General features: G+C 71.9%; 26 protein-coding genes. 17 read left to right on the top strand and 9 right to left on the bottom strand.

The features are described 5' to 3' along the window. The first annotated feature begins 114 nt into the window (after positions 1 to 114). The 11 genes from ACIP4X_RS33365 (at position 115) to ACIP4X_RS33315 (ending at position 11,907) form a co-directional block, all read left to right on the top strand. Positions 115 to 1,362, top strand: coding sequence for an FAD-dependent oxidoreductase (locus ACIP4X_RS33365; protein ID WP_358736827.1), 1,248 nt, complete (start codon positions 115 to 117; stop codon positions 1,360 to 1,362). A gap of 757 nt (positions 1,363 to 2,119) precedes the next feature. Continuing rightward, positions 2,120 to 3,598 carry a glutamate-cysteine ligase family protein gene (locus ACIP4X_RS33360; protein WP_358736829.1) on the top strand — a complete coding sequence of 493 codons (1,479 nt, stop codon included), beginning with the start codon at positions 2,120 to 2,122 and terminating at the stop codon, positions 3,596 to 3,598. A 39-nt stretch (positions 3,599 to 3,637) separates the two neighbouring features. Then, entirely contained in the window at positions 3,638 to 3,775 is a 138-nt protein-coding gene (locus tag ACIP4X_RS33355) for a hypothetical protein (RefSeq protein WP_358736831.1), read from the top strand. 144 nt (positions 3,776 to 3,919) lie between these two features. Next, complete coding sequence (locus tag ACIP4X_RS33350; RefSeq protein WP_391457463.1) at positions 3,920 to 4,954, top strand: hypothetical protein; 1,035 nt, start codon at positions 3,920 to 3,922, stop codon at positions 4,952 to 4,954. 472 nt (positions 4,955 to 5,426) lie between these two features. Beyond that, positions 5,427 to 6,629, top strand: a complete 1,203-nt coding sequence (locus tag ACIP4X_RS33345; protein ID WP_358736835.1) for an ATP-binding protein — start codon at positions 5,427 to 5,429, stop codon at positions 6,627 to 6,629. Next, complete coding sequence (locus tag ACIP4X_RS33340; RefSeq protein ID WP_391457461.1) at positions 6,626 to 7,471, top strand: roadblock/LC7 domain-containing protein; 846 nt, start codon at positions 6,626 to 6,628, stop codon at positions 7,469 to 7,471. Before ACIP4X_RS33345 ends, ACIP4X_RS33340 begins: the two co-directional genes overlap by 4 nt. Then, positions 7,468 to 7,845, top strand: a complete 378-nt coding sequence (locus ACIP4X_RS33335) for a DUF742 domain-containing protein (RefSeq protein ID WP_358736839.1) — start codon at positions 7,468 to 7,470, stop codon at positions 7,843 to 7,845. The genes ACIP4X_RS33340 and ACIP4X_RS33335 overlap by 4 nt, the downstream gene beginning before the upstream one ends. A gap of 3 nt (positions 7,846 to 7,848) precedes the next feature. After that, positions 7,849 to 8,409 carry an ATP/GTP-binding protein gene (locus ACIP4X_RS33330; RefSeq protein WP_100572491.1) on the top strand — a complete coding sequence of 187 codons (561 nt, stop codon included), beginning with the start codon at positions 7,849 to 7,851 and terminating at the stop codon, positions 8,407 to 8,409. 11 nt (positions 8,410 to 8,420) lie between these two features. Beyond that, positions 8,421 to 9,785 (top strand): cytochrome P450, encoded by a 1,365-nt coding sequence (locus tag ACIP4X_RS33325; protein WP_358736841.1) that lies wholly within the window; start codon positions 8,421 to 8,423, stop codon positions 9,783 to 9,785. 89 nt (positions 9,786 to 9,874) lie between these two features. Then, on the top strand, positions 9,875 to 11,122 hold the full coding sequence (locus tag ACIP4X_RS33320) for a cytochrome P450 (RefSeq protein WP_358736843.1): 1,248 nt from the start codon (positions 9,875 to 9,877) through the stop codon (positions 11,120 to 11,122). A gap of 5 nt (positions 11,123 to 11,127) precedes the next feature. Continuing rightward, on the top strand, positions 11,128 to 11,907 hold the full coding sequence (locus ACIP4X_RS33315) for an enoyl-CoA hydratase-related protein (RefSeq protein ID WP_391457457.1): 780 nt from the start codon (positions 11,128 to 11,130) through the stop codon (positions 11,905 to 11,907). Positions 11,908 to 12,077: 170 nt separating this feature from the next. Here the strand turns inward: ACIP4X_RS33315 and ACIP4X_RS33310 are convergent, their stop codons facing one another. Continuing rightward, positions 12,078 to 12,485: a hypothetical protein gene (locus ACIP4X_RS33310; RefSeq protein WP_358736847.1), complete on the bottom strand. Its 408-nt coding sequence runs from the start codon at positions 12,483 to 12,485 to the stop codon at positions 12,078 to 12,080. 177 nt (positions 12,486 to 12,662) lie between these two features. On the opposite strand from ACIP4X_RS33310, the gene ACIP4X_RS33305 reads away from it, so the two are divergent. The 3 genes from ACIP4X_RS33305 to ACIP4X_RS33295 all read left to right on the top strand — a co-directional run bounded on the left by ACIP4X_RS33305 (position 12,663) and on the right by ACIP4X_RS33295 (position 16,264). Continuing rightward, a complete protein-coding gene (locus ACIP4X_RS33305; protein ID WP_358736849.1) occupies positions 12,663 to 13,337 on the top strand; it encodes a response regulator transcription factor in 675 nt (224 codons plus the stop codon). After that, the gene (locus ACIP4X_RS33300) at positions 13,334 to 15,214 is read left to right on the top strand and encodes a histidine kinase (protein ID WP_358736851.1); all 1,881 of its coding nucleotides are present in this window, start codon (positions 13,334 to 13,336) and stop codon (positions 15,212 to 15,214) included. Before ACIP4X_RS33305 ends, ACIP4X_RS33300 begins: the two co-directional genes overlap by 4 nt. A 129-nt stretch (positions 15,215 to 15,343) precedes the next feature. Next, on the top strand, positions 15,344 to 16,264 hold the full coding sequence (locus ACIP4X_RS33295) for an SGNH/GDSL hydrolase family protein (protein WP_358736852.1): 921 nt from the start codon (positions 15,344 to 15,346) through the stop codon (positions 16,262 to 16,264). A 351-nt stretch (positions 16,265 to 16,615) separates the two neighbouring features. Here ACIP4X_RS33295 and ACIP4X_RS33290 read toward each other — a convergent pair whose 3' ends face one another. After that, a complete protein-coding gene (locus ACIP4X_RS33290; RefSeq protein ID WP_358736854.1) occupies positions 16,616 to 17,152 on the bottom strand; it encodes a DUF2269 domain-containing protein in 537 nt (178 codons plus the stop codon). A 112-nt stretch (positions 17,153 to 17,264) separates the two neighbouring features. Here ACIP4X_RS33290 and ACIP4X_RS33285 point away from each other — a divergent pair, with 112 nt between their 5' ends. Continuing rightward, positions 17,265 to 17,483 (top strand): hypothetical protein, encoded by a 219-nt coding sequence (locus tag ACIP4X_RS33285; RefSeq protein ID WP_358736855.1) that lies wholly within the window; start codon positions 17,265 to 17,267, stop codon positions 17,481 to 17,483. A gap of 44 nt (positions 17,484 to 17,527) precedes the next feature. Here the strand turns inward: ACIP4X_RS33285 and ACIP4X_RS33280 are convergent, their stop codons facing one another. The 4 genes from ACIP4X_RS33280 to ACIP4X_RS33265 all read right to left on the bottom strand — a co-directional run bounded on the left by ACIP4X_RS33280 (position 17,528) and on the right by ACIP4X_RS33265 (position 22,007). Further along, on the bottom strand, positions 17,528 to 18,934 hold the full coding sequence (locus tag ACIP4X_RS33280) for an FtsW/RodA/SpoVE family cell cycle protein (RefSeq protein ID WP_358736857.1): 1,407 nt from the start codon (positions 18,932 to 18,934) through the stop codon (positions 17,528 to 17,530). A 154-nt stretch (positions 18,935 to 19,088) separates the two neighbouring features. Further along, positions 19,089 to 19,997, bottom strand: coding sequence for a serine hydrolase (locus ACIP4X_RS33275; protein WP_358736859.1), 909 nt, complete (start codon positions 19,995 to 19,997; stop codon positions 19,089 to 19,091). A 169-nt stretch (positions 19,998 to 20,166) separates the two neighbouring features. Further along, positions 20,167 to 21,147: an ion transporter gene (locus ACIP4X_RS33270; RefSeq protein WP_358736860.1), complete on the bottom strand. Its 981-nt coding sequence runs from the start codon at positions 21,145 to 21,147 to the stop codon at positions 20,167 to 20,169. A 197-nt stretch (positions 21,148 to 21,344) separates the two neighbouring features. After that, a complete protein-coding gene (locus ACIP4X_RS33265; protein ID WP_358736862.1) occupies positions 21,345 to 22,007 on the bottom strand; it encodes a zinc ribbon domain-containing protein in 663 nt (220 codons plus the stop codon). A 282-nt stretch (positions 22,008 to 22,289) separates the two neighbouring features. On the opposite strand from ACIP4X_RS33265, the gene ACIP4X_RS33260 reads away from it, so the two are divergent. Beyond that, the gene (locus tag ACIP4X_RS33260; protein ID WP_358736863.1) at positions 22,290 to 22,913 is read left to right on the top strand and encodes an acetate uptake transporter; all 624 of its coding nucleotides are present in this window, start codon (positions 22,290 to 22,292) and stop codon (positions 22,911 to 22,913) included. An 86-nt stretch (positions 22,914 to 22,999) separates the two neighbouring features. Further along, positions 23,000 to 23,155, top strand: coding sequence for a DUF6131 family protein (locus ACIP4X_RS33255; RefSeq protein WP_358736865.1), 156 nt, complete (start codon positions 23,000 to 23,002; stop codon positions 23,153 to 23,155). A 47-nt stretch (positions 23,156 to 23,202) separates the two neighbouring features. Here the strand turns inward: ACIP4X_RS33255 and ACIP4X_RS33250 are convergent, their stop codons facing one another. The 3 genes from ACIP4X_RS33250 to ACIP4X_RS33240 form a co-directional block, all read right to left on the bottom strand. Continuing rightward, positions 23,203 to 23,388 (bottom strand): DUF5808 domain-containing protein, encoded by a 186-nt coding sequence (locus ACIP4X_RS33250; RefSeq protein ID WP_391457450.1) that lies wholly within the window; start codon positions 23,386 to 23,388, stop codon positions 23,203 to 23,205. 95 nt (positions 23,389 to 23,483) lie between these two features. Then, a complete protein-coding gene (locus ACIP4X_RS33245) occupies positions 23,484 to 23,627 on the bottom strand; it encodes a hypothetical protein (protein ID WP_358736866.1) in 144 nt (47 codons plus the stop codon). A gap of 62 nt (positions 23,628 to 23,689) precedes the next feature. Further along, positions 23,690 to 23,896 (bottom strand): hypothetical protein, encoded by a 207-nt coding sequence (locus ACIP4X_RS33240; RefSeq protein ID WP_391457448.1) that lies wholly within the window; start codon positions 23,894 to 23,896, stop codon positions 23,690 to 23,692. Between the last annotated feature and the right edge of the window lie 138 nt (positions 23,897 to 24,034).

The raw sequence follows: 24,034 nt of genomic DNA, 5'->3' as shown, positions 1-24,034 counted from the left end.
GCCACACTTCCGGATTCCGGTCCCGGGTCGCACGAAGGGGGTACTCCCCGCGCCGCGGGGAGTATAATATTCATCAGTCGATGAATTGCTGCTCTCCTGAGAGGCGGGGCCGTGATGGAGCGGACCACGTGTTGTGTGGTGGGAGGCGGCCCCGCGGGCATGGTGTTCGCGCTGCTGCTGGCCCGGTCGGGCGTCGCCGTGACCGTGCTGGAGCAGCACGGCGACTTCCTGCGGGACTTCCGCGGCGACACCGTGCACCCCTCGACCCTGGCGCTGCTCGACGAGCTGGGTCTGGCCGAGCGCTTCGCGCGGCTGCCGCAGCGCCGGGTTCGCACCGTCCAACTCCCCGCCGGCCCCGGCGGTTCGATGGTGACGGTCGCGGACCTCGGGGTGCTTCCCGGCCCGTACGACTACGTCGCGATGGTGCCCCAGTGGGACCTGCTCGACCTCCTCATGGACGAGGCCCGCAGCGAGCCGTCCTTCGATGTGCGGATGAACACCGAGGCGACCTCGTTCCTGATCGAACGCGGCCGGGTCACCGGGGTGCGCTACCGCACCTCCGAGGGCCGCACCGGTGAACTGCGTGCGGTCCTCACGGTCGCCTGCGACGGCCGCGGATCGCTGGCCCGCTCGCGACCGGAACTGGCGCTGCGCCGTTTCGACTGCCCGATGGACGCCTGGTGGTTCCGGCTGCCGCGGCACGAGGGCGACCCGAGCGGTCTGGTCGGCGGCGCGGGCGACCGCTTCCTGACCGCGATGATCGACCGCGGGTCGTACTGGCAGTGCGCCGCGCTCATCCCCAAGGGCACCGACGCGGAGCGCCGCGCGGCCGGCCTCGACCGCTTCCTGGCCGACTTCGCCGCCGCCATGCCCTGGGCGGCGGACCGCACGCACGCCCTGCGCTCCTGGGACGAGGTCAAGCTCCTGGACGTGCGGCTGGACCGGCTGCGCCGCTGGCACCGTCCGGGGCTGCTGTGCATCGGCGACGCCGCGCACGCGATGTCCCCGGTCTTCGGCATCGGCATCAACCTCGCCGTGGAGGACGCCGTCGCCGCCGCCCGGCATCTGGTCGAACCGCTGCGGCGAGGGACCGTGGGGCTGCGCGACGTACGCGCCGTGCAGCGGCGCCGCCGTCCGACCACCGTCGTGACGCAGGCGCTGCAACGGGCCGCCCACGCCGGGCTCATCGCACCCGTCCTGCGGGGGCGGCAGCCGCTCGGCAGCGTCGACCGGGCCCGGCGCACCGCCGGCCTGCTCACCGGATCCCGGCTGGTCCGGCGCCTGCCCGCGTACTTCCTCGCCTACGGCGCTCTGCGCGAGCGCCCGCCGGAGAGCGCGCTCCGCGGACGCGGGCGGCCGTGAGGCCGCGGGTCCGGCGACCGCCGGCCCTCGGGGGCTGCCGGCCGTCGGGCCTCGGGCCCGGCGTCCGCGAGGCCGACGGCTGCGGCTGCGGCTGCGGCTGCGGCTGCGGCTGCGGCTGCGGCTGCGGTAGGACCCAAGGGTTCGGCGCGCGTGTCAGCCCTGCCGCCGCTCGGCGTGAAACGGATCCACGCCCCCGGTCGAGCGGCCCACCGGGACAGGGGGCGCCCGCGCACACGGGGCGACCGGGCATGGGGCGACCGGACACCGGCGCCGATCGGCCACGGGGGTGGGCCCGGACATGGGGGCCGACCGGACACCGGGGCCGACCAGTCACCGAGGCGAGCCGGACAGCCGGGGCAGGCCCGACACTGGGGCCGACCGGACACGGGGCGACCCGACACCGGGGTCGATCGGCCACAGGGCGACCCGTACAAGGGCCTACCCGACACGGAGGCCGACCGGTCACTGGGGCAGGCCCAACATCGGGGCCGACCAGCCCCGGGGGCAGGCCCGGTACCGGCGCAGCCCGGACTCCGGGGCAGGCCCGACACCGGCCCAGACCGGACACCGGCGCAGGCCCGACACGAGGGCAGGCCCGACACTCGGCCAGACCGGACACCGGCGCAGGCCGGAGCGGCCCTGGTGGGACGCTTCGAGTGCGCGGTGGGTGGCCCCTGCGTTCTCGCCTGGTCAGGGTCGCCCGGTGGTGCGACGCTGGGGTGGTGAGGTGTCCGAGGAGGGGGTTCCGGGAGGGCCGATGGGACGTGACGTCCCGGCGCTGGTCTTCACCCGTGAGGACCGCCGCCGGTACCGGATCAAGATGCAGAAGTGCCTCGACGCGTTCGCGCAGATGCTGCGCGAGTCGCGGTTCGAATCCGAGCGCCCCCAGGTCGGGCTGGAGATCGAGCTGAACCTGGGCGACGACGGGGCGGAACCCGCGATGCGCAACAGCGACGTGCTGGAGGCCATCGCCGATCCCGCCTGGTCGACCGAGCTGGGCCGGTTCAACCTGGAGATCAACATCCCGCCCCGGCGGCTGACCGAGGGCGGTCCCGACGCCTGGGAGTCCGAGATCCGCGCCGCGCTGAACCACGCGGAGGACCGCGCCGGTTCCGTCGGCGCGCATCTCATCATGGTCGGCATCCTGCCCACGCTGCGGCAGGAGGACGTCGGCGAGGCGGCGCTGTCGGAGAACCCCCGCTACCGGTTGCTCAACGACCAGGTCTTCGCGGCCCGGGGCGAGGATCTGCACATCGAGGTGGACGGCGTGGACCGGTTGCGGACCTACGCCGACACGATCACTCCCGAGGCCGCGTGCACCAGTACGCAGTTCCATCTCCAGGTCTCCCCCGACGAGTTCGCCGGCTACTGGAACGCGGCGCAGGCGATCGCCGGCGTCCAGGTCGCGCTGGCGGCCAACTCGCCGTTCCTGTTCGGCAAGGAACTGTGGCACGAGACCCGAATCCCGCTGTTCGAGCAGGCCACCGACACCCGCCCGGAGGAGATCAAGGTGCAGGGGGTCCGGCCCCGGGTCTGGTTCGGCGAGCGGTGGATCAACAGCGTCTTCGACCTGTTCGAGGAGAACCTGCGCTACTTCCCGGCGCTGCTGCCGCTGTGCGACGAGCAGGACCCCGGGGAGACCCTGGACCGGGGCGACGTCCCGGAGCTGGGCGAACTCACCCTGCACAACGGCACGATCTACCGCTGGAACCGCCCCGTCTACGCCATCTCCCACGACAAGCCGCACGTGCGGGTGGAGAACCGGGTGCTGCCCGCCGGCCCGACCGTCGCCGACACGCTCGCCAACGGCGCCTTCTACTACGGGCTCACACGCGCCCTGGTGGAGGAGGACCGCCCGGTGTGGTCGCGGATGTCCTTCTCGGCCGCCGAGGAGAACCTGCACACCGCGGCGCGGCACGGCATGGAGGCACGGCTGTACTGGCCCGGCATGGGCGAGGTGCCGGTGCCCGAACTCGTGCTGCGGCGGCTGCTGCCGCTGGCCCACCAGGGGCTGGAGCAGTCCGGTATGGACGACGCCTGGCGCGAGCCGCTGCTCGGCATCATCGAGCAGCGGTGCGTCACCGGACGCAACGGCGCGATCTGGCAGAAGGAGATGTTCCACCACATCGACGCCACCACTCACTGCGGCCGGCACGAGGCCCTGCGCCGCATGACGCAGCAGTACGTCGACTACATGCATCTCAACGCCCCTGGACACACATGGCCGGTCGACTGACGGGACCGTCCGGACCCTAGGGCCCGCGGGTTCGGGCGGATGGCGCCCGGTGTCCTGTGCGCGGGCCGGATGGTGTCCGCCGCGACGCACGCGTCCCTGTGGTCCCGGGCCGGATCCCGCGCCCCGGTCGTCACGCTGGCCGAGGAGCACCTGTATCCGGGGAGCCTCGTCCGGTAGACGTGGAACGGCTCCGCCCGTTTCCCGTCCGCAATCCTACCCGGTGGTGATCATGGGCTTTCAACTCGCCTTGCCCGCGCCCGTCCTCGGCCTCTCGCGGCACAAGTTCCCCTGGCGCGACGCCCCGACGGCGGGAGCCGCCGGGTGACCGGCGTCGGACCTGGCCCCGGTTTCCGGCCGCGGGCCGCGCCGGCGATGTCGCCGGACGCCGCCGCGGCGGTCCTCGACACCGCGGCGCTCGACGCGTTCCGCGCGATCTGCGACCTCGCGCCCCTGCCCGTGCTCGACGACCTCACCACGGCGCGGGCCCGCTCCGTGCTCGCCGACGTGGACCTGCTGGTCACCGGTTGGGGCTGCCCGCCCCTTGACGCCGCCGCGCTGGCCGCGGCGCCCCGGCCGCGGGCCGTCGTGCACACGGCGGGCAGCGTGCGCGGCCACATCACCGAGGCCTGCTGGGAGCGGGGCGTCGAGGTGTCCTCCGCCGCGGCCGCCAACGCCGTCCCGGTGGCCGAGTACACGCCCGGCATGATCCTTGCCGGCGACGACCCGCACTACGGGCGTCAGGCGTACTCGACTCGGACCGGTCCGACGGCGCCCGGGAACGTCGCGGACAACCACCTGTCGGTGGAGGTGGACGGCCGGCCCAGCACCCGTCGCCGGATCCACCCACTGGGCGCGGGGCACGGCGACGGCTGGGGCTGGGCGGCGTCCTGGCACCGGCCCGTCTTCGTCACCGGGCCCCCGATGGTGCCGGGCCTGCGGGTGGAGAGCGTCACGGTGGCGTATGGACGGCTTGAGCTCCGGGTGCACCGGGTGATCGGCGCCCCGGACAATTCCCTTGTCACGCAGACGGGTTGGGCGACCGGGCCGGAGCAGGACGTGGTCTCGGCGCTGTTCGGGCTGCACGGCTGGGACCCCTCCCCCGGCACGGTCCGCGCTCCCGGAGGCACCGCCTGGACCCGGTGGGCCGAGGTGCCGCGCCTCACGGGACCGGCCGACGGCACCTGTGCGCACGTCGCGCTCGCCGCGCTGACCGCCGAGCCGGATCCCGTGCCCCTGGCGGATGCGGTGTCCCGGTGCGTCGCCGACGAGAGGGGCGTCGACGTGATCTGGGCCGACGGCGCACGCACCCGGGTCGCCTTCGATCCGCCGGCCGTGTCGCACGAGGGGAACCGTTGAACATCCGCGGGGCGTCCATGCGTAATGACCCGTGGGTGTGTGCGGCGTCGTCTGTGAAAAAAGCGGTGCGGGGTTGTGAGCGTGTGGTGCGCCGCTCACGCGACGGACCGCCAGATGACCCCCCGGCGTGGGGACTTGGCCGTATAAATGGTAGATATCGCGCAATCCGCCTTATGTAGCGAACTCATAACGGTTAACGGGCGGGCCGCGGGAAGCGAGACCCGCGCATATCAGGGCGCGACCAAGTGGCGAACGGCGTCGGGCACTTGCCCTCCCGGACTTGCGGAGGGTGCCCTAAGTGAGTGATAGCATCCCCGCGTCCGTGACCTTGGTCCACTCGGCTCGGGCACTGCATTGAGGTCGGCCTGTTCTCAACGCAACAGCCGTCGGGTCGTTCTGAGCGGTTGTGCCGCGGACTTCCACGAGGCGCCACCCACCGACGGCTGCAGGCTAAACGCCAGGAAAGGTTTCCATGAATCGAGACGCACTTGTTTGGTGCCTGGTTGCCGCGGTGGTGCTTGCCGTCGCCGCGGTCCTGGTGCTCTATCGTCGAAATAATGCCATCACGACGAAAAAGAGCCAGGCCGAGGCCGCCTACACGCAGAAGCTGAACGAGGCCGAGGGGCAACTTGCCACGGTGTGGCAGGAATTGCAGCGTCACAAGGCCGAGCACGACCAGACCATCCGCGAGGCCGAGGAAGGAGCCGAGGAAAGCACCAAGGCGGTCCTCAAGGGCTCCGCGCGTTTTCTTCAGAGCCTTGCGGCCGAGCAGTTGGCACTTCTTGAGGAAATTCAGCGGAAGTACGGCGGCCACGCCGTGCTCGGTGACCTTCTGGAGGTGAACCACGCCAATGCGCAAATGGCGCGGAAGGCTCAGGGTATTGCGGTGATGTGCGGTGCGCCGCTGGGTCGCCGCAGTAAGCCGGCGAGCGTTTATGACGTGGTGCGCAGCGCGCAGGGACAAATTCGCAACTTCCGCCGTGTCGAAATCATGCAGCAGAGCGGTTTCGCGTTGAAGGCTTCCGCGGTCTCGCCGGTCGCTCTCGCCGTCGCGGAACTCCTCGACAACGCGGCCAGCTTCTCCCAGCAGGGTTCGCCGATCGAGGTGACCTTCCAGCGGGTGCAGAAGAACCTGTGCATCGTCATCGATGATGCCGGTGTCGGCATGAACGACGAGGACCGGCAGAAGGCGTCCACCCTGCTGTCCGGCGAGTTCCGTCCCCGGCTGTCCCACCTGGGCAACCAGCCGAAGTTCGGTTTCCCCGTCATCGGCCTGCTCGCCCAGCAGTACGGGTTCCGGGTGGACGTCACCGGCATCTCCCGCTACGGCGGCGTCCGCGCGGTCGTCCTGCTCCCCGAGGAGCTGTGGACCGAGGAGGAGATCGTGCCCGCCGAGGTCTCCCAGGTCAGTCCGATCCGCAGCGCGACGGGCCGGTCCGAGGCCGGAACCCGTACCGCGCACGGGCTGCCCAAGCGCGGGTCGCGCCAGGTGCCCATAGCCAGTGTTCCCGACGCCGCTCCCGACCGTGTTCCCGCCGACGACGACTCGGCGCAGCCCGCCGCGCCGTCGGACGACGCCGGCCGCTCCGGCCGAAGCCTGGGGGCCTTCCAGCGCGGCACGCTCTCGGGCCGGAACCTCTCCGCGGCTCCGAACGAAGGGTCCGATAACGCATGACCAACGACCTGTCGTGGATGCTCGAGGACATCGTGAGCAACGTGCCGAAGGCGCGGCACGCTGTTCTGCTGTCCGCAGACGGTCTTCCCCGCGGCGCTACCGACGGGATGTCGGAGAAGGACGTGCGCACCATATCCGCCGCCATGGCGGGCATGCAGGCACTGAGCCGGGCGACCTCCCACTTCGCCGGTCCGGGCGAGGACAGGCAGTGGAACCAGACGATCATCGAGTTCTCCCACGGCTGGATCTTCCTGATCGGGGCGGGGCAGGGTGCCTACCTCGCCGCGGCCGCGGCGCCCGACGTCGACATGCAGCAGATCTCCTTCCGCATGCACCGGCTCGTCGCCAGGCTCGGCAACAACCTCACCTCGCCTCCCAGGGTCAACGCGGAGGCCGCGGCGGAGCGTTCCGAACGTGCCGGTGGCCAGATGGGCGACAGGCGGGGAACCGGCGTTCCGATCGCCGACCTGGACGAGGCGGTCAGCCAGGTGCGGGGCGCCCGTCACGCGGTGCTGCTGGGCTCCGACGGTCTGCCCCGCGGCGCCACCACGGGCATGAGCCAGGACCTGGCGGACACGATCTCGGCGGCCATGACCGGCATCCATGCCTACAGCCGCGCCACCTCGCAGTTCGCCGGAGTGCACGAGCACGCCCGGTGGCGGCAGACGGTGATCGAGTTCCAGCACGGCTGGATCTTCCTGATCTCGGCCGGTCAGGGGGCCTTCCTGGCCGCGGCGGCCGACCACGACGCCGACATCGAGGAGTTCACGACCCGGCTGCACCAGGTGGTGCCCCGGCTGAGCGAGCATCTGTCACCACAGGGGGCGGTGAGCGGCAAGTGAGCGACGAGCCCGATCTCGAGCTGACCTCGGCCTTAGTGCCTCTGTTCGTGGTCACGAACGGGCGTTCCCTGCCCCCGGACCACGCCTACGAGCGCACCACCCTGGTGTCCGCGGAGGACGGCGTCTCCGCCGCCGGCCGCATGCTTTCCCCGGAGGCGGGCCAGGTTCTGGAGATGGTCACGGACGGCTTTCTGTCCGTCGCGGAAGTGGCCGGCCATACGCACCTGCCGCTGGGGATCGTCCGGATTCTTCTGGCGGAGCTGGAAGAGGGCGGCCTCATCATCACGAGGAAGCCCGTCCCCCGTGCCGAACGTGTCGATCGAGAAATCCTCAGCGCGGTACTCGATGGCCTCAAAGCCCGATTCGGAGCGTGATACGTGTACCTGGATTCAGCCGTCTCCACCGCGGTCAAGATCCTTGTGGTGGGCCACTTCGGAGTCGGGAAGACCACGTGCATCGGAAGTATCTCCGAGATCGAGCCTTTGCGGACCGAAGAGGAGATCACCGAAGCGAGTGTGGGATTTGACGACCTGTCGGGAACTCCGGACAAGACGACCACGACGGTCGCCATGGACTTCGGCCGACTGACCATCAGCGACGAGGTGGTGCTCTACCTCTTCGGAACGCCCGGTCAGGAACGCTTCAAGGAGATGTGGGAAGAACTGTCCCGGGGTGCCCTCGGCGCCCTGGTCCTGGTCGACCCCGAGCGTCTCTCCGAGTCCTTCCCGGTCCTCGACCTGGTCGAACGCTTCGGCCTGACCTACGCCATCGGTGTCAACCACTTCGAAGGCACCACCGACTACCCGCTCACGGAGGTGCGCGAGGCCCTGAACCTGTCCGCGGAGACCCCCGTCGTCGCCTGTGACGTACGGGACCAGAACTCGGCGGCGCAGGCCCTCATCACCCTCGTGCACCACCTCCTGTCCCTCATCTCTTAGGAGCACCGCCCATGCAGCAGCGTCCCGGCATACAGGGGCCGCCGCCCGGCTGCCCCGCCCACGCCAACGTCCCCTTCTACGGTCCTCAGTTCGGCTCCGACCCCGACAGCCACTACGAGTACCTGCGCACCCTCGGCCCGAGCGCGCCGGTCGACGTCGCCCCGGACGTCCAGGTCGAGCTGGTCACCAGCTACGACGCCGCGCTGTACATCCTGCAGAACCCCGCCTCGTTCGTCCGGGACTCCCGGCGCTGGAACGCGCTGAACCAGGGGCGGGTCCCCGAGGACAGCCCGGCGCTGCCGATGATGGGGTACCGGCCCAACGCGCTGTTCAGTGACGGCGCGGCGCACGCCCGGCTGCGCCAGGCGGTCACGGACTCCCTGGCCAGCGTGAACGAGCTGCAACTGGTGCGGCAGACGCAGCAGTCGGCCGACTACCTCATCAGCCGGTTCAGCACCGACCGCCTCGGTCAGGCCGAGTTGATGGCCGACTACGCCCAGCCGCTGCCGCTGCTGGTCTTCAGCGACCTGTTCGGCTGTCCGCCGGAGATCGGTGACCGCGTCATCGTCGGCATCAGCGGCATCTTCGACGGCACTCCCAACGCCGACCAGGTGCTGGGCGAGGCGCTCGCGGAGCTGATCGCCCTCAAGCGGCGCCGCCCGGGTCAGGACCTGACCACGCGTCTGATGGAGCACGGCGCGGCGCTGACCGACGAGGAGGTGCTGCACCAGCTGGTGACCCTGCTGTCCGGCGGCACCGCTCCCCTGTCGGCGGCCATCGGCACCAGCAGCGCGCTGATCCTCGACGAGGAGTGGCAGGCCGGGCTGCCGATCGAGGACGCCGTCACCCGGGTCCTGTGGAACTACGCGCCGATCGCCAACTACGCGGCCCACTACCCGACGCACGACGTGGAGCTGGGCGGCAGGACGCTCAGGGCGAACGACCCGGTCCTCATCTCGTTCGCAGCGGCCAACACCGATCCGCGGCTGGCCGAACACCGTGAGCAGCTCAGCGCGAAGGCGCATCTGGCCTTCGGTGCCGGCCCGCACGCCTGCCCGGCCAAGGACCCGGCGTTCATGATCGCGGTCACGGCCGTCGAGTCCCTGCTCAACCGGCTGCCGGACGTCGAAGTCCGCGTACCGTTCAAGGACTTGAGCTGGGTCCCGGCCCCGTGGAGCCGTTCGCTGGTCACCCTCCCTGTCCGGTTCACGCCCCGGGTCGTGGCGCCGACGCCCGCACAGGCGCAGACGTCGCAGACGGCCGCTCCCGCGACGCCGATGGCCACCGCCGCAGCGCCGCGGCCTGCGGCGACGTCCGCGGCGAAGCCCAAGGCGGGCATGTTCAGCCGCTTCCTGGCATGGACCCGAGGGGAGTGACGAAGGCAACCCCGGCGCGCATAGTCATTTCGTATGTTCAAGCCACCGCTGGGGTATGCATGGCGGCTGATGCCTAGAAAGGAGCCGTCGTGGAGACAGCGGTAACTCCGCCCCCCGACAGACGTTTTGCGGTCTCTCTCTTCTCTCGTCTTCGGACAGCGAAGGGCCAGGCCAACCCCTTTCCGATCTACGCGGAGCTTCGGTCGAGGGGCGGAGTCGTCGCAGCGCCATGGGGAGGTCATCTCGTCACGCGCTTCGACCTGTGTGATCAGGTCCTGCGCAGCCGGGACTGGTTGGAACCGGACGCGCGCTGGCGAGAACAGCAGGGCGACGGCACCCGTTGGACTGCTCCCTCCTCCCGTGAGATGAGCAGGACGCTGCCCGCCCTCAATCCCCCCGAACACACCTGGGTGCGCCGGTCCGCCGGCATGTTCGACCGCACCTCCCTGGAGGAGATACGTGGCACGGTCGGCCGCATCACGGGCCGGCTCATGGACTCCCTCGCCGTCCGGCTGCGCGACGGTGAGGCCGATTTCAACGCCCTGGTCAGCGAGGAGCTTCCGGTCGCCACGATCGGGCACTGGCTGGGCCTGCCGAGCGCCGACTTCCCCCGGCTGCGCGAGCTGACCCACGACCAGGTCTTCACCCAGGAGCTGCTGCCCTCGGCCAGTCAGCTGGCGCTGTCCGACGCGGCCACGGCCGAACTGCGCGCCTACTTCCTGAACCTGGTGCGCGAGCGGCGCGCCCGCCCGGGCAACGACCCCGTGTCGCGCTGGATCACGCTCTGGGACGCCATGGAGAGCGACCAGGACAAGGCGGACGAGGCCGTCTACTTCCTGGCGCTCTTCGTGCTGCTGGCGGCCCTCGAGACGACGTCCACGCTGTTGTCGACCATGACCCTGCTGGTCCTCGAACACCGCCGGCAGTGGGACCGGCTGACCATCCACCCCGACCTCGTGCCGGCCGCCGTGGAGGAGTCGTTGCGGTACGACCCGCCCACCCATGTGATCAGCCGTGTCTCCTCCAGGGACACCGAGCTGGGCGGTGTCGAGGTACGCAAGGACGAGATGGTCCACCTCATGGTGGGGGCCGCCAACCGCGACCCCGCCAAGCACGAGGACGCCGAACTCTTCAACCTGCACCGCAAACCGGCGCACCTGGCCTTCAGCGGCGGCATTCACTACTGCCTCGGCGCGCCCCTGGCCCGGATGGAGGCCCAGACCCTCCTGCACCACGTGGTCAGGCGCTTCCCGCGGCTCACGCTCGTGCGCCAGCCGACGTGGGCGCCGCGTGTGGCCTTCCGGCGCCCGCTGAACCTGGATGTCGCTCTCATATGATGGAAATGACCAATACTTTCGACAGCTTCCCCTACAAGGCGATACGGGTCGAGCAGGACGGGCCGGTCCTCCGGGTCGCGCTCGACCCGCCGGCACAGGACAGCTCGCTGACGGTCGCCGCTCTCGACGACCTCGTCTCGCTGCTCAACAGCCTCCACGACCGGCCCGACATCCGGGTGCTGGTGCTGTCGGCGGTGGGCGACGACTTCTGTCTCGGCGCCGACCGCGACGAGTTCCAGGCGGCACTGGCGCAGGACCCGGCCGGCGGCGCCATGCGGCGCATCGTGGACAAGGCCTACCGGGTGTGCGACGCCCTGGAGAACTCGCACGCGGTGACCATCGCCAGGCTCCACGGCAAGGTCGTGGGCGCCGGACTGGCGCTGGCCTCCTTCTGCGACCTGCGCGCGGGGGCGGACACCTGCCGGTTCCGCATGCCGGAGATCGCCCTGGGGCTGCCGCCCGCCTGGGGAGGCGCCATGGGGCGCCTGGTCGCCGAGGGCGGGTCCGCCAGGATCCGCGAACTCATGCTCACCTGTGAGCCGTTCGACGCCGGCACCGCCCACCGGCTCGGTCTGCTGCACAAGGTCGCCCCGGTGGAGGAGCTGGACGCGGCCGTCGACGCCTGGGTCCGGCCCCTCGTGCGGCGCGCGCCGGAGGCACTGACCCTCACCAAGCGCATGCTCGCCGGCTACGCGCGGGCGGACCGCACCGCCGACGTCGCGCTGCTCGACGCGCATCTCCTCACCGCGCAGCTCAGCCAGGGCCGGGCCGCGGCCCGGCGCTGAACCGTTTCGCCCCGTACGCGCCCGACTCCCCCCTGGTGTCGGGCGCGTACGGCGTTTCGCGGCGTCCCTCGGCGACCCGGCCGGAACGGCACGGGGACGCATCCGCCGCTCCCCTGCGGTGGCGGATGCGTCCCCGGCGTCCGAGCGGCACGAGGTGCGCCCGGCGCCGGTCAGGCGGTACCTGCCTCGGGGGCCGGGCGGGTCAGGACGAGGGCGATGACGACGACGCTGAGGATCGTGAACACCGCGACCAGGGCGACCACCGCGGCCGGGACTCCGCTGACGAAGAACGCCGGCAGGGCCGAGACCACCGACACGATCCGGGAGGCCGCCACGACGCGGGAGCCGGTCCGGTTCAGCGTGCGCCAGGTGTAGAGGACCGCCAGCACCGTGATCACGCCCAGCACGCCGTCGGCGACGGCGACGGCCATCGGCGGGCCCTGGGTGTCCGCGTCGGGCTCCGGGAGCGTGACGAAGTTGGTCATGTCGAGCAGGCCCAGCAGGCCCGCGAGGACGAGGCCCACCTTGTTCTTGCGGGTGAGGCCTGGAACGGTTCCGGAAGGGCTGGTCCGGCTCATCTGGGCTCCTCGGTCCGGGAGTTCGGGGCCGCCGGTGCGGCGACCCGGTGCGGTGAGCATGCGGCGGCGGCGTTCCGGCGCGCATCGGTGGTTCGTCCCCGGCGGCAGGGAGGTTTTCCCGTACGTCCCGGGAGAAGAGCCTCCCCGACGGGAACCGGTCTCGGCCATCATCGGGACATGACCTCCGCGGCCCGTCCCATCCGGGTGCTCATCGCCGACGACCATCCCGTAGTGCGGCGCGGGATGAGCGCCCTGCTGACCTCGCTGTCCGGGGTGGAGGTGGTGGCGGAGGCGGCCACGGGCGAAGAGGCGCTGCGCGAGGCACAGTTGAGCCGCCCGGACGTGGTGGTGATGGACATCCGGATGCCGGCCATGGACGGGGTGGAGGCCACCCGGCGGCTGACCGCGCTGCTGCCCGACGTCGCGGTGCTCGTCGTCACCATGTACGAGGACGACGAGACGGTGCTGTCGGCGCTGCGCGCCGGGGCCCGCGGCTATCTCCTCAAGGGCGCCCAGCAGGAGGAGATCCTGACGACCATCCGGTCGGTGGCGGCCGGACAGTTCGTCATCGCGCCGGGCGTCGCGGCCCGCCTGCTCGGCCAGGTCGGGCCACCGCCCCGGCCGGCCGACCCCTTCCCCGAACTGACCGCGCGGGAACGGGAGATCCTCGACCGGGTGGCGCGCGGCCACGGCAACGCCCGGGTCGCGGCCGAGCTGGAACTGGCCGTCAAGACCGTCGCCAATCATCTGTCCGCCGTCTTCGCCAAGCTGGGGGTGAGCGGCCGGACCGAGGCCATCCTGCTCGCCCGCGAGCGGGGGCTGGGCGACGGCACCTCCGGCTCCGCCTCATGACCGCGCGCCCGTCGGCCGCCCTGCGCGGGGCGGCCCTCGCGCCGGTCGCCGGCGTGGCGCTCGCGTCCCTGTGGTGGGCGCCGCCGTCCCCGGCCCGGGGATGGGTCCTGTGGGCCCTCGTGGTCGGCCTCGGGCTGACGGCGTCGTACACCGTGGTCTCCGCCCGGCGCGGAGCCTCGGCCGCCTCCCGGCTGCTCGGACTGTCCGCGGCGGCGCTGCTGAGCGCGCCGCTCGCGGCCGCGGCCGGTGTCCCGGACCTCGCCGTGGTGCCGGTGGTGCTGGCCTCGACGGTCACCGTGCCGCTGGCCGCCCTCCGCGTCGTCGAGGCGCGGCCGGTGTCGCGGACACTGCGCTGGGCGGAGGCGTCGATCGCCGTGTGCGGCGCGGGCTGCGCGGCCGCGTCGCGGACGGGCGGCGAACCGGCCCTGATCGCGGCCGGGGTGGCGTCCGGGACCGCGATGTGCGCCGGCACCTGGGTGCTGTTCGAGCTCACCTCGGGCGACGACCGGCGCCGCGTGCTGTGGCTGGTGCTGGGCGCCGCCGGGACGACGCTGGCCGGGATGCTGCTGTTCGCGGTGGACAACTCCCTCACGCTCGGCTTCCCGGCCGGCGTGCTGACGGTCGGCGCGGTGTCCCTGCTGCTGCCGGGCGCCGTCACCGTCGCGCTGGTCGCGCCCCGCGCGGTGGACGTCCGGGTGGTGATGCGCGGCGCCGCCGTCCTCATCGTCATGCTCGCGCTGAGCGCGGCGGTGTACGAGGGCATCGCCGCCGTCTGGGAGATGGCGGTGGGCGCCCGGCCGGGCAAGGGCGTGCCTCCGCTGCTGGCGGCCGCGATCGCCGCCGGGTACCAGCCGGTCCGGCGTCATGTCGAGGCGGTGATGGACGAGATGCTGTTCGGCCGGTCGGCCGACGCGGTGGAGACGCTGACCCGGCTCGGCACGGACCTGACCGCCGGTGCCCCTCCCCCGCTGTGGCTGGACACCCTGCGTACGACGCTCGGCGTGCCCGGCATCGAACTGCGTCAGGAGGACACCGTGGTCGCCACCGCGGGCACCGTCGACGCCGACCACGTCCAGGTCACCGCCCTGCGCGCGGACGGCGAGAAGGTCGGCGATCTCGTGGTCGGACTGCCGCCGGGACATCTGCGGCTGCCCCGCGCGGCCGCCGCGGTGCTCGACCTGGTCGCGGCGCCGCTCGCACAGGCCCTGCACGCGGCCCGGCTCAGCGAGCAACTGCGCCTGTCCAGGGGCCGCACGGTGACCGCGCTGGAGGAGGAGCGACGCCGTATGCGCCGCGATCTGCACGACGGCCTGGGCCCCACTCTGACCGGCATCGCCTACACGGCGGACGCGGTCGTCAACCTCATCGCCACCGACCCCGAGCACGCGGTCGAGACCCTGCGCGCGCTGCGCGCCGACGTGGGCGACACGATCACCGAGATCCGGCGGATCGTCTACGGGCTGCGCCCTCGCGCCCTGGACGAACTCGGCCTGGTCGAGGCCATCCGCCAGCGCACCGCACCGCTGCGGGTCGCCGACGGCCGCCCCCTCACGGTGACGGTCGACGCCCCGGAGCGGTTGCCGCAGCTTCCCGCGGCCGTGGAGGTCGCCGCCTACCGGGTGGCGGTGGAGGCCGTGACCAACATCGCCCGGCATGCCGCCGTGACCACCGCCACGCTCACCCTGGAACTGCTCGGCAGCGACCGGCTGCGGGTGACCGTCGCCGACTCCGGCCGCTGTGCCGAGCCGTGGACACCCGGCGTCGGCATCCAGTCCATGCACGAGCGCGTCGAGCAGATCGGCGGCACCCTGACCGTTCGCACCGCGCCCGAGGGCGCCACGATCACCGCCGAACTGCCCCTGTCCATCCCGGCGTGAGATCGCCGTCGCCGCTTCACACCTCTGGCCCCGGGGACTTACCGGACGGTATACAAGCCCAGTCGAACGTGCGACGGCGGCCTCCCGGTGCTCGCCGCGCGCGAAGTCCCGCCTCAGGGGGAGGAATTGATGACCCGACAGGAAGGTGTCAGAGGACTGCGGTGGCCGAGCGCCGCGGTGGGGGCGGCGCTCGGTGCGTGCGCCCTCGTCGCCGCATCCACGGCGCCCGCCTCGGCCCACGGGCCCGGTCCCGGCGCGGGGGCCGGCCGTGCCGCGCACTACGTGTCGCTCGGGGACTCCTACACCTCCGGCCCCGGAATCCCGCGGCAGGTCGACGCCGACTGTGGTCGCTCGGACAGCAATTACCCGTCGCTCGTCGCGGCGGAGCGGAAGGCGGCCTCCTTCACGGACGTGAGCTGCGGCGGGGCGACGACCGAGGAGATGTGGAAGCCGCAGGGCTCCAACGACGCCCAACTCGACGCGCTGCGCAAGGACACCGACCTGGTGACGGTCCAGATCGGCGGCAACGACGTCGGGTTCGGCTCCATCATCGCCACCTGCGCCCAACTCGGACTCCAGCAGCCGGAGTCGGACCCCTGCCGGCGCCACTACGCCTCGTCCGGCATCGACCGGCTGACGCTCGACATCGCGCGGACGGCACCGAAGGTGGACCGCGTGCTGCGGGCCGTGCACGCCAGGGCGCCGCACGCCCGGGTGCTCGTCGTCGGCTACCCGGACCTGCTGCCCGACGACGGCAGCGGCTGCTTCCCCTCGGTGCCGTTCGCCGCGCGGGACTTCCCCTATCTGCGGGACACCGAGAAGCGGCTGAACACGATGCTCCGCCTGGTGGCCGCGTGGAACCGCGCGGAGTACGTCGACACCTACGGGCCCACGGTCGGCCACGACATGTGCAAGTCCCCGGCGGACCGCTGGATCGAGCCGCTGCAACCGGCCTCACCCGCGGCCCCGGCCCACCCCAACGCCAAGGGCGAGGAGGCCATGGCGCGTGCGGTGCTGAAGGTCCTGGACAAGCAGCACGGACGGGGCTGAGTCCCGACGGGCGTGCGGCGGGCCCGGCCGGGCACCCGCAGCACGCCACCGCCGGTGCGTCCCCGGCACCGTGGACCCACGTGGCACGTCACAGGCGCGGGGTGCCGAACCGCTCCCTCGCGTCTGCCCCCCGTGCCCAGGAACAGCGTGACGGCACCCAGCACGGCCCCGGACCCCGCCCACCACACCCTGTGCTGTACCAGAGCGCCCACAACCCCTGCGACGATCACCAGCAGGCCGACGACGACCACACCGACCCGGACGCCGTGGCGGGCCCCGGTGCGGCCGTCAACGTCCACGGTGCGGGCGGGTGCGCGGGTGTGACCTTGGCGGGGGCGCTTCGCGACCCGGTCAGACCGGTGCGCCCCGGCGGGCGGCGGTCTGGGCCGCGCGCTGGGCGGTGCGGTGGCGGCGGCCGCGGCGGGTCAGGCCCCAGGGCTTGAGTACGGAGATCACCGTCATGAAGACGTACGCGGTCAGGGAGACGACGGGGCCCATCAATATCCCGCGGGAGTCGGCCGGCGGCTCGCCCGCGGCGACGGCCCGGACCGTCGCGGTCAGCCCGGGGCGCAGCACGAGGACCGTGGCGGCGGTCGTGGCCAGCGTCAGCCAGAACTTCGTGCAGACCCACCGGTGCCGGGCCAGCCCCCACGGGGTACCCAGGGACAGCACGAGACCACTGAACAGGGTGGCGAACGCGACGGGGAGCAGGAGCCAGTCGGCGAAGAGTTTCATCGCGCGGACGGAGGTCTCCACGGTCACCGCGGACCGCGTGGTGACCGCGGCGATCGCGAGGGCGAGCAGTCCGAGGGAGAGGCCCAGCCAACTGGCGGAGGCGACCACATGGACCACGAGGAAGGCACGGCGTGCGGGGCGGCTTGTTCTCACCCGCCACACGGTGCCGGACGGTGGCGCGGAAGGCGTCCGACGTGGGGAGTAACCCGGTGTACCGACCTCGGCGTACACGCCGGGCCGGCACGCCTTGATCAAGGAGAGTGACATGCCCATCGAAACCGTCGAGCGATTCCTGACCGCCCTCGACCCGCGCCACCGGGAGCACGTCCAGGGCCTGTCACGCGAGGACCAGGAGAGCCTGGCCGCCGCCTGGGAGAGGGAGCTCCAGCAGGACACCGACCTCGACACCCTGAGCGAACTGTCGCCGCCCGCGGCCGAGAGCGAGGCGGCGGCTCGCGTGGCCAGGAAACTCCTCGAACACTGAACGAGAAAGAGGACCCGGCGCCCTCGGTACCCCCGGGGACCGGGTCAGCGGCGGACCAGCTGGGTCTCGGCGGCGTCCAGGTCCGCCGACGGTTCGGGCGCGGGGCGGCGGGCGGTGTCGCTGACCTTGAGGAGGAGGGCGACGAGCAGCCAGTTGGCGACCATCGCCGAGCCGCCCTGCGCCAGGAACGGCAGGGCCTTTCCGGTGAGCGGGATGAGCCCGGTGACACCGCCGACGACGACGAACACCTGGAGCACCAGCGTGCTCGCAAGGCCGGCGGCCAGCAGCTTGCCGAAGGGGTCGGTCACGGTGATCGCGGTACGCAGGCCGCGCTCGGCGAGCAGGGCGTACAGCAGGATCACGGCCGTCACTCCGGCCAGGCCGAGTTCCTCGCCGACGGTGGTGAGGATGAAGTCGCTGCGCCCGGCGAAGCCGATGAGCTCGGGGTGGCCCTGGCCGATGCCGGTGCCGAGCATCCCGCCGGAGCCGAACCCGAACAGCGCCTGGGCCGCCTGGTCGGAGATCAGCCCGGCCGGCCGCTGGTCCGGGGGGAGGTAGATGTCCATGGGGTGCAGCCAGGCGACCACCCGGCCGTGGACGTGCGGTTCGAAGGAGCCGACGACGAAGGCTCCGACGGCGAACATGCCGACGCCGAACACCACCCAGCTGGTCCGCTCGGTCGCGACGTACAGCATGATGACGAAGGCGCCGAAGAAGATGAGCGAGGTGCCGAGGTCCCGTTCGAGGACCAGGACGAGCAGGCTGATGACCCACACGGCCGCGATCGGGCCGAGCTGTCGCCCCCGGGGCAGGTACATGCCCATGAAGCGCCGTCCGGCCAGCGCCAGGGCGTCCTTGCGGAGCGTCAGGTACCCGGCGAAGAAGAGCACGATCACGATCTTCACGAACTCGCCGGGCTGGAAGGACAGCGGCCCGAGGAAGATCCACCGCTTGGCGCCGTAGACGTCGCCGGGATAGAAGGCCGGGGCCATCAGCAGCACCAGGCCCACGGTGACGGCCACGTAGGGATAGCGCTGGAGCCGGCGGTGGTCCTTGAGTCCGATCACGACCGCGATGAATCCGATCACGGCGAGACCGGCCCACATGATCTGCCCGCCGACCGCCGTGGGCGAGTTGTACCGGGCCTGGTAGGAGATGTCGAGGCGGTTGATCAGGACGATGCCCAGGCCGGTGAGCAGGGTGGCCACGGGCAGGATCAACGGGTCGGCGTGCGGGGCGAACCGCCGTACCGCCAGGTGGCACAGCAGCGGGAGCAGGGCCAGCACGGCGATGTGGAACGCCAGGCCGGGCGGCAGGCCGCCCGTCATCGCGAGGGAACTGCCCACGTGGCCGAAGCCGCAGATGAGCACGGCACCCAGCAGCAGCGCCAGTTCCCGGTTGCGGCTGACCGGATCCCCGTCCGGGCCCGATGATGCGACTCGACTGCCCATGGCAGCTCCCCCCGTCTCGTTCCTCCGGACTCCCGTATCCGGCCCGGTGACACCCGGCACGACTATACAGTTGCGCAATGACGCAACTAACCATGGAGGTCGGGGTGGCCGGGGAGCGGCGCCGGGCCTCGCGGGTTTCCGGCGCCGGTGCCCGTCAGGTCCGGGCGGCCGCGGTCACGGCCTGCCGGGCCGCCCGTTCCACCAGGGCGACGCCGTCGCTCATCGACGCACTGCCGTCGGAGAGTACCGCGACGAGGTAGTGGTGTCCGCCCAGCGTGATCCGGCCGACGCTGTTGACGTCCCAGAGCCCGGAGGTGGTCCGCTGGAGCCAGCCGTTCTTCAGGGCGTACTCGGCGCCGGCGGCCGCCGAGACACCCCAGGACTGCTCGCTCGCGACCCGGCTCATCAGCGACCGGATGTAGGTCCGGGACTCCTTGTTCAGCGGGGAGCCGGTCCCCGACGCCCCGGCGCTGTCGAACACGGACAGCAGAAGGCGGATCTGGTCGCTCGCCGTCGTCCGCGTCAGCCCCCACCTGCCGTCCGGACCGCCCTTGGTCGAGGTCAGCCCCAGGCGCTTGTTGGCGGCCTGCAGACCCGGCGCCCGTCCGATCTCGCGCCACAGGGCGTTCGCCGCCGCGTTGTCGCTCTTGCGGATCATCGGCTCGGCCAGGCCGCGCTCCTGGGCGGTGAGATGCCGGCCCGCGTCCTGGGCCTGAAGCAGCAGCGCCGCGAGAATGTCGACCTTGATGATGCTGGCGGTGTCGTACGGGGCGTCCTGGCCGTACAGCCGGGGCTTCCTGCTCACGCCGTCGAGGTCGAGCACCGCCGCCGTCACCCGCGCCTTGCTCTGCGGGTGCGGCGCCGCCCGGACGGACGCGGCGGCCTGGGTCTGCCCCGCCGGGCCGGGCGCGGCGACCGCGGGTGCCGCGTGCAGCGCGCCGAGGGAGAAGAGGGTCGCCACCGAGGCCAGGAGGGCACCGGCACAGGCGGCGGCGCGGCTGACCCGGCGCCCGGCCGGGGCCGCCGAGGTCTTCGCGTGCGACAGGGAACGCGGATGGGACATGATCGGACAGGCCTCCGCAAGGGGTCGGTAAACGGGGGAAACTGCTTGGGAAGGTAGACAAGATGGGCGCCAGGTGAAGTGGCCGCCGTCACTGCGAACCCGTTTCGGCCCGAATTGTGAGAAGACCCACCCGCTCCCCGGCCCCCTCACCGAAGGCCCCGCGGCCGTCTCACCTGCGTCGTCGGGACGCCCGCTGCCGGGCCCTCGCGGAGCCGGACGCCGCGCGCGCCACGACCGCCGGGACCACCATGGCCGCCTGCCGGGGCCGTGGCGGCGCCGGCCGGCCGAGGTCGCGTTCGAGTTCGTCGAGGGCTCTGCGGGCCGCCGCGATCCGGGCGGCGAGATGATGCTGGACGTCGGGGGAGCCACCGGCGTCCGCCGCTTCGTCGGGCTGGTCCCGCTCCAGCTCCCGGGCCTCCTCCAGGGACGTGATGACCACGCCGATGAGGACGTTGACCAGGACGAAGGAGGCCAGCAGAACGTAGGAGGCGTAGTAGATCAGGCTCCAGCGCGACACCTCGAGGCCGCTGTGCACCGCGTCGCCGATGCCGTCCAGGGTCATCAGCAGGAACAGGGTCAGCACGGCCCGGCCTATGGAGCCGTAGTGCTCGGGATCGTGGCGGCCGAAGAAGACCCAGCCGACCATGGCGTACACGTACAGCAGCAGGGCACCGACCAGGAGGAAGCTCAGGGTGCCGGGCAGGCTGCGGACCACGGCGCCCAGCACGATCCGCACCTGCGGCAGGAAGCGGGCGGTGCGCAGCACGCGCGCCAGCCGCAGCAGCCGCAGCACCGTGGCGTTCTCCCGTACGACGGGCACGAAGGCGCACAGGACGACGATCAGGTCGAAGGAGTTCCACGGGTCCTTCCAGAACTCCCGCGGGCGGTCGGCGTAGGCCAGCAGCCGGACGAGGATCTCCAGCGTGAAGGCGGCGAGGCAGATGTGTTCGGCCTGCCGTAACCAGTGGTGCCACTCGGCCGCCAGACCGGAGTACGTCTCCACGCCCAGCAGCCCGGCGTTGACGAGGATGACCGCGAAGACGCCGAGGGCGAACCAGCGGGCCTCGGTGACGGTCCGGCAGCGGCGGGCCAGTTCTCCGCGCAAGGACCGTGAGGCGATGTCGGGGTTCTGATCGTGCTGCTCCGGCATCTGCTGCCCTTGCTCCTTCACATGCGGTGGCCCGGCCGACCGGGCTGGAAGGGCGGGCTCGTTGAAGGATGATCATCCTCCAACCCGGCGCTCCGCCGCACCGTGGATCGCGACACGTTCGCGGACCGCGTACCGCATGTCGTGCGTGCGGTACGCGGTCGCCGTGTGCGCTCAGTCCAGGGGCAGCGGGCCGGTGATCACCTGCGGGTGCCGCAGGAGGGGCAGAAGGCCGCGCCGTCGGGCAGGTCCTGGTGGCAGGAGGCGCAGCTGTCGGTCTGGGCGAGGCGGTGTCCGCAGGTGGGGCAGAAGGCCGCGCCCCTGGTCTCGGTGTGGCACTGCGGGCAGACCAACTGGCGTGGCGTGGTGGCGTCGTAGTCCTGGCCGCGCTGCTGACCGGCGTCGTAGGCGCGCTGGGCCACCATGTCGTTCAGACCGCGCTGCTGGGCCGCCTGGGCCTCCGCCGCGGTGTCCGGCGAACAGGTGAGGCAGAGCCCGAGGCCCGGGTTCCAGCAGCGGGCGCAGACGTAGGCGGTGCAGCGGGGGCAACGGTCGAAGTGGCCCTGGGCGTTGGCGATGGCGCGGGTGAACGCCGCGTCCCGCTGACTCCCGTAGTTCGCGCCGGCCAGCCCGTCGGCCGCGTTGGAGACGCCCTGGGCGGCGCCGCCGCCGATGACCGACCAGGCCGCGTTCACCCCCCGCGACAGCCAGCCCGCCATCTGGCCCGCCCGGAAGGGCTCGAAGGGGGAGCGCCAGGTGTCGGAGCAGCGTGAGCAGTAGAACTCGAACTGGAAACCGGCGCCGGTTCCGTGCTCCTGGCACAGGTCGCGGTGGTTGTTGCTGAAGTAGATCTCGGTACTCATGGTGCGTTCCCCCCAGGGCCGACCCTTGTGACGGTGTTCCGACCGCACGACGCCCGTCTCGTCGTGCGGGTGTCCGGAATTCTGCCAGGAGTGCGGGCGCCCCGGCACCTGCCGTCCGCCGACTGATCTTGGGACAAACGGGTACGCGTGTGGTGAACAGATACAGCTGAAGACTCGGGCAGCGCCGGCGCTGCCCGCGGGTTCGGCCCCGTGGACGTCCTGTGCCTGCGCTCGTCGGGCTCTGGCTGGTTCTGCCGACCTCAGGTCGAAGGGATTCCGGTCATGACTGACGACACCAGCGACTCCGTGCGCGAAGAGGCCCGACCGGCCGACCCGCGGCCGGTCGCCTACGCGGATCCGGCCCCGCTGGGCCTGGCCGGGTTCGCGATGACCACCGTCCTGCTGTCCATCCTCAACACCAACCTGCTCAAGGAACCCGGCGCGATCTTCCCGGTGCTCGCGCTCGCCGCGTTCTACGGCGGTCTGGCGCAGTTCGTCGCGGGGCTCTTCGAGTTCCGCCGCGGCAACACCTTCGGCGCGACCGTGTTCGGTTCCTTCGGGGCGTTCTGGTTGACGTACTGGTGGCTGGTGCCGCGGGTGGCGGTCGTCGGCAACGCGCACAACGGCCTCGGTCTGTTCCTGCTCCTGTGGGCCATCTTCACCGCCTACATGGCGGTGGCCGCGCTGCGTACCAGTCTCGCCGTCCTCGCGGTGCTGGTACTGCTGACGATCACCTTCGTCCTCCTGGCGATCGGCGAGTTCCAGGGTGGTCCGGCACCGCAGGTCGCCACGCAGATCGGCGGCTGGTTCGGGATCGCGACGGGGCTGGTCGCCTGGTACGCCTCGGCGGCCGGGGTGATCAACGCCGCGCACCGGCGGACGCTGCTGCCCACCTGGCCCCGCTGAGCCGGACAAGCCGACCGGGGTGGCGCGATACAGCGCCGTTTCGGGGTACCCGCTTCAGTGAGGCACTTCTCCCTACGGAGGCGGTCATGCTCGTCCTCGGCGTCATTCTGCTCGTCGTCGGCTTCGTCACCGGGATCTCGATCCTGTGGACCATCGGCATCATCCTGGCCGTGATCGGCCTGGTCCTGTGGGTCCTCGGGGCGATGGGGCACGCGGTCGCGGGTCGCCGTCACTACTGGTGACGGACCAGGAGCGACGACGGAGCGGCGGCCCGCGGGCCGCCGCTCCTTCAGCGCCGGCCGAGGTGGGTCAGAACGGCGACGGCCGCGGGCGCGCCGAAGGTCCAGACCCAGGCCATCGGACGGCCGTAGTTCAGGGTGCGGCCCCAGCCGTAGCGCTTGGGGACCACCACGCGTGGATCGTCGCGGTCGCAGTAGAAGATCCCGTACCAGTGGCGCTCGTCGTCCCGGTCCACGGTCCGCCTCCCTCCGTCCGACGCGGGCGTCACGGCGGCCCGCGCAGGGGAGAGGCGGTGCGCGCCCGCGGACAGCCAGCCTACCGACCCGGCCCTCAGTGGGCGTGACCGGAGCCGCGGCCGGACATCCGCCAGATCCTGATCTCGCGCAGCAGCCCCGGCATCTCCTTGATCAGCACCGCGACCACCAGCCCGCCCACCAGGGCGGCCTCCGCCGCCAGCAACTGTTTCGCCGTCATCCCCGTACCTCCCTTCCGACTGACCCGCTCCTGACATCGGTCCCGGACCATGGCACGCCCCGTCATCCGGGCGAGATGTTCGGCATGGCCTTCATGATCGTGTCGTGCTTCTTCCAGTGGATGCCTGTGGACCGCCGGGCGTCGGAGGTGCCGTCCCGGTGGTGCCCGGCCTGCCGCTCGTACGGGCCCCAGTTGCCCTGGTGCAGTCCGGAGACGTGCCCGGGGGTGTCGGGCTTCACGTCACGCCTGCCGACTCTGATCGTGCCCATGGTCTGCTCCTCGTCTCCCCCGGTGCCTTGGCGCGTTCAGCCTTGGTCGGTTCCGTAGGTGGGGGTGTGGGTGGTGGTGAGGGTTTTGCCGTTGCCGAGGTACATGTGGACGCCGCAGGGGAGGCAGGGGTCGAAGCT

Origin of the sequence: Streptomyces sp. NPDC088817, assembly GCF_044750345.1 — a bacterium.
Lineage (GTDB): Bacteria > Actinomycetota > Actinomycetes > Streptomycetales > Streptomycetaceae > Streptomyces.
Note: the sequence above shows the minus strand (reverse complement) of the source record. Positions and strands in the feature narration are given on the sequence as shown.